Genomic DNA, 4,697 nt, shown 5'->3' with positions numbered 1-4,697 from the left:
AACGCCCAGCCGGTCGAACGGCAGGACATAACATCGGAGTGATCACCGAAGATCGATAGCGCCTGGGCGGCAATCGCCCGGGCCGAGACATGAAAAACCGTCGGCGTGAGTTCACCGGCAATCTTGAACATGTTCGGGATCATCAGCAGCAGACCCTGCGACGCCGTAAACGTCGTGGTCAGGGAACCGGCCTGCAGAGCACCGTGCACGGCGCCGGCCGCACCACCTTCCGATTGCATTTCAACAACCTTGGGGATCGTTCCCCAGATGTTCGGCTGGCCAGCTGCACTCTTGGCATCGGAGATCTCGCCCATAACCGAGGAGGGCGTGATCGGATAGATTGCAATCACCTCGTTGGTCGCATGTGCAACATGCGGCGCGGCGGTATTGCCATCAATACAAACCATTTTCTGAGACATAACCTTCTCCTTTGTGATTTTTTCCAAAACTTGATAACACAGAGACCGAATCTCTTGAAATCAAATCAATCGTTATACTATTTCCTGGCGACCTTCAACTGCACGATGAACGGTCGCCTCATCAACATATTCAATATCACTGCCCATCGGAATGCCATGGGCCGGCCGGGTCACCCTGATCCCGAGAGGTCGGATCAGGCGCGCCAGGTAGAGAGTCGTCGCTTCACCTTCAACCGTAAAGTTAGTCGCCAGAATGACCTCCCTGACGTTCCCTTCACCGAGCCGGGCAAGCAGATCCGTGATGTTCAGTTCATCCGGACCGATGCCGTCAAGCGGAGACAGGGCACCATGCAAAACATGATAACGGCCGCGGAACGAGCGGCTCCGCTCGATCGAAATCAGATCCTGCGGTTCTTCAACGACACAGATGACCTCATCATCACGGGCCGGTTCCGTACACAACTGACAGGGGTCATTTTCAGTAATATGATGACAAACCGAGCAGAACCGGATTCTGCTCTTCAATTCACAAACGGCATCGGCGAGAGCCTGCGCTTCACTTTCCGGCGAACGGAGAACATGGAATGCGAGCCGTGCTGCCGTCTTTTTTCCGATGCCCGGAAACTTGGCCAATTCAGCTACCAACCGCGAAAAAGACGGAATAGAGTCTAGCATGTGAATCCTGATAAATCCAACACTTGTGATCGCTTGTATACACTTTTTAAGGGTGTCAAAATTTCTTTTCAACCGCCCTAAAAAACAACACTGAATTGGTCAGACCAGTTGGTGTTTTTACCATGGTTCAGCCTCTGAAGCAAGTTTTTGCAGATTATTTTGCCCTAAAAGAGGCCCGGGATATTCATGCCACCAGTCACTTTACTCATCTCGGCCTGAATCATCTCCTGACTTTTCTTGATCGCCTCGTTGACGGCAGCAACGATCAGATCCTGCAGCATTTCAACGTCTTCGGCATCAACGACATCCGGTTCAATCGTCAGAGCGAGCAGCTTCTGCTTGCCGTTGACCCGGGCCGTGACCATGCCGCCACCGGCCGAAGCCTCGACCTCTTTGCCTTCCAGTTCCTGCTGCATTTCGCCCATCTTCTTCTGCATCATCTGGGCCTGCTTCATCAGGTTGCCTAAACCTTTAGCCATAACTTGTTTCCTCCGAAAAAAATCCACGAGACAGTGCCCAGGATATAGTCTGCCAACTGTCTCCTTTTATGATTTAAACATAACCCTTGTCGATCGGTTTAATCTCTGCAACTTCCCCTTCGAAAATCTCGATCGCCGTCTTCACCATCGGATGTTCCAGGGCATCATCCCGCAATCGCTTCTGCCGATCACTCTCTTGAGCCTGTTTCTGGTCGGCCAGCGACAGCGGTGCCTTCTCTTCAAGATGATCGACGTAAGAGGTCTCGAGCCGGACCGACTGGCCAAAAAAACCGGCGGCTAACTCCTCGAGATCCTTTCGGGTCTCCGGATCGAGCTGATTATCAACGAACGAATCCTTGACCAGTCCGATTTTCATCAACCCGGCGCCGATCGAAATCGGGCTGACCTGTTCAAGAATCGAGGCAATACGCGGCCGACGCTGTTTCCTGACATACTCGACCAGCCCCGGCCACCCTCTTGTATCCGGCTCCTGCGGCAGCGGGGCTTCAGCCTTTTTTGGCGGCGGCTCCTCTACCCTCTCAGGCGGCGGTGGCGGTTCGTGTGCAGGGGCTGATGGCGCCGGTACCGGCGACGACTTGAACGGGGCAGCGGAAGCGAGCCGACGCTCCATTTCCTCGAGCTTGCGCACCAGATTTGACACATCGCGACCCGGCGGCAGTGTGGCCAGGCGAATCAGCGCCATTTCGACCGTTAACCGGGGATAGGCCGAAGCGGCAACTTCCGGTTCGGTCTTCATCAGGAGTGACAGCGAACGCTGATGATCTTCGACAGATGCTTTGCCCGAAAGATCTTTCAATTCCTGCAGTTCATCGGCCGTCACTTCGGTAATATCGGCCGGCTCTTCAACCACGTGCAGGAGCACAAGAATCCGAAACATGTCGATCAGCTCACGACAGAATTTACGGTACGAATAGCCAAGCTCATCAACCTTCTGCAGCGCTTCGAGAACCTTGCGTCCCTCGCGTTGCAGGATCGCATCGACGACGGCAAACAAAAGCCGCCGGTCAACCATGCCGAGAAGCCCCTGGACATCTTCGTCACTGACCGATTCGCCACAGAAGGCGATAACCTGATCGAGGGTCGAGAGCGAATCGCGCATGCTCCCTTCGCCGTTACGGGCAATCAACGACAGGGCCCGGTCCGGCACATCAATCTTTTCGGCCAGCGCGATCTCTTTGAGCTTTTCGGCAACCTTGTTCAGACTGATCTTGCGAAAATCAAGCCGCTGGCAACGCGACAGAATCGTCACCGGGATCTTGTGCGGCTCGGTCGTGGCAAAGATAAACCGGGCATGCTCCGGCGGCTCCTCCAAGGTTTTTAGTAAAGCATTGAATGCGTTGATCGAAAGCATGTGGACTTCATCAATAATGAAGATCTTGTTGCGCGCGCGGGACGGCAGGTAGCGAATATTGTCGCGCAGATCACGAACATCATCGACTCCGGTGTTGGAAGCGCCATCGATCTCGAAGACATCGACACTCCGTCCTTCGGTAATCTCGACACAGATCGGGCAGACGTTGCAGGGCTCCGGAGTCGGCCCCTGTTCACAATTGAGCGCCTTTGCCAGGATCCGGGCAGCTGAAGTCTTGCCGACCCCGCGGGCGCCGGTAAAAAGGAAGGCATGATGCACCCGGCCAGCGGTAATCGCGTTATTCAGGGTGCGCCTGACGTGCTCCTGACCGATCAGATCGGCGAACGATTGGGGTCGGTATTTTCGGGCCAGAACAAGGTACGACATGAAACCACTCACTCCGCAAAAGCAGGCTTTTTCGGTCGGCAGGGAGAAGAACACGGGTTTGCCGGCACAAGTGACAGCCAGGCACTCCCGCGGCACACGGAATAACCGTTACCGCTGCTCCCTTCCGGGCCTGACGGGGTTGGCGGCATCCCGTTGCACGGGACCCGGCTGTCACTTCTAACGGCAAAAACCCGTTTACACATGGGGGAAATACTGGCGGAGAGGGGGGGATTCGAACCCCCGGTAGCTTTCACTACACATGATTTCCAATCATGCACCTTCGGCCTCTCGGTCACCTCTCCGCGGACTGGTAAGAATACAATAAGGGGTCTGGGCTGTAAAGGTTTTTTCAGCCGAATCAGACGCGTTGTTTTAGCGGATTACGGGACAAAAGTCAATCGGGGAAAAGAGCTCATCCGGACGCCTGTCCGGAGTCGTCGGGGAAGTCCTGCAGGCCGCGCCAGACATAGTGAATGCCGGCAATCACAGTGACCGTTCCGGTCAGAAGAAAGATCAGCGGAATGAACGCCGCCCCGATGCCGGTCAGAATCGACAACAACACGATACCGATCGTCGAGATTTGCAGGACGGTCGAACTCTTGCCCCAGAAGGTCGGCGGAAATTCGGAGACCCGCCCGGCGAGGTAGGCGATCCCCGAACCGAGGGCGATGTAGATATCCTTGGCGACCACCAGCACCGCCAGCCAGGCCGGAACCACTCCTTCGATCGCCAGCGAGATAAACGCAACGGTCGTCAGTAGCTTGTCCCCCATCGGATCGAGGAAGGTGCCGAGTCGCGATTTCTGGCCGAGCCGGCGCGCCAGGTAGCCGTCGAGAAAATCGGAAACCCCGGCAAGTACGAAGAGAACCAGCGCCACCGCATATGCCCTGTAGATGACGGCAAGCAGGAACGGCGTCACCAGGAAGAGGCGGAGCAGGCTGAGTGTGTTGGGGATATTCATGGCACTCTCCGGGATTAATGTGCACAACGGGAATACAATTTTAATTATGACGCAATTTCCCGGTTTGCCAAATCGGGTAAAGAGAAGGAGGGGGGGGGCGGCTTGGAGGCCTACTCGTCATTATTCACGATCAGTTGTTCAATCGGTGTGCTAATATAGTGGACCGTAAAACTTGCTGAAAAAATATTGATTATCCGGGACAGGGTGACAAGCGTGGTAGAATCATAACAATCTTTCTCCTGCTCTTATGTTCGACCGCCTGTGCAGAGGATGAGAGGTATGGGGTGAATGAATGACACCACTGCTGCCGGGTTTATCCGGTTCTCCGTGTGAGGGATGAATGCTTCGTCTGCATATTCTATTACTTATTATTGCCGCTATCACCTTAAGCGGATGCGCCACAC

General features: G+C 54.9%; 5 protein-coding genes, 1 tRNA gene and 1 other RNA gene. All 7 read right to left on the bottom strand.

Going from position 1 to position 4,697, the window contains the following annotated elements; translation table 11 throughout:
• Positions 1-419, bottom strand: a 419-nt coding sequence (locus tag C0623_08300; GenBank protein PLX99881.1) for a pyruvate:ferredoxin (flavodoxin) oxidoreductase, incomplete at its 3' end; no start/stop codon positions are given.
• Positions 420-491: 72 nt separating this feature from the next.
• Entirely contained in the window at positions 492-1,094 is a 603-nt protein-coding gene (locus C0623_08295) for a recombination protein RecR (GenBank protein PLX99880.1), read from the bottom strand.
• 164 nt (positions 1,095-1,258) lie between these two features.
• Positions 1,259-1,573: a YbaB/EbfC family nucleoid-associated protein gene (locus C0623_08290; protein ID PLX99879.1), complete on the bottom strand. Its 315-nt coding sequence runs from the start codon at positions 1,571-1,573 to the stop codon at positions 1,259-1,261.
• A 73-nt stretch (positions 1,574-1,646) separates the two neighbouring features.
• Complete coding sequence (locus C0623_08285) at positions 1,647-3,332, bottom strand: DNA polymerase III subunit gamma/tau (protein PLX99882.1); 1,686 nt, start codon at positions 3,330-3,332, stop codon at positions 1,647-1,649.
• Between the two features lie 72 nt (positions 3,333-3,404).
• Positions 3,405-3,502: signal recognition particle sRNA small type (gene ffs / locus C0623_08280), an RNA gene on the bottom strand.
• 44 nt (positions 3,503-3,546) lie between these two features.
• Positions 3,547-3,634 (bottom strand) — tRNA-Ser (locus tag C0623_08275).
• Between the two features lie 110 nt (positions 3,635-3,744).
• Positions 3,745-4,293 carry a CDP-diacylglycerol--glycerol-3-phosphate 3-phosphatidyltransferase gene (pgsA, locus tag C0623_08270; GenBank protein ID PLX99878.1) on the bottom strand — a complete coding sequence of 183 codons (549 nt, stop codon included), beginning with the start codon at positions 4,291-4,293 and terminating at the stop codon, positions 3,745-3,747.
• Positions 4,294-4,697: the final 404 nt, after the last annotated feature.

Origin of the sequence: Desulfuromonas sp. (assembly GCA_002869615.1) — a bacterium.
Classification (GTDB): domain Bacteria; phylum Desulfobacterota; class Desulfuromonadia; order Desulfuromonadales; family UBA2294; genus BM707.
Note: the sequence above shows the minus strand (reverse complement) of the source record. Positions and strands in the feature narration are given on the sequence as shown.

Coding starts and splice junctions, on each gene's coding strand:
- pgsA (PLX99878.1), bottom strand. CDS start 4,293: ATGAATATCCCCAACACACTCAGCCTGCTCCGCCTCTTCCTGGTGACG.
- C0623_08290 (PLX99879.1), bottom strand. CDS start 1,573: ATGGCTAAAGGTTTAGGCAACCTGATGAAGCAGGCCCAGATGATGCAG.
- C0623_08285 (PLX99882.1), bottom strand. CDS start 3,332: ATGTCGTACCTTGTTCTGGCCCGAAAATACCGACCCCAATCGTTCGCC.
- C0623_08295 (PLX99880.1), bottom strand. CDS start 1,094: ATGCTAGACTCTATTCCGTCTTTTTCGCGGTTGGTAGCTGAATTGGCC.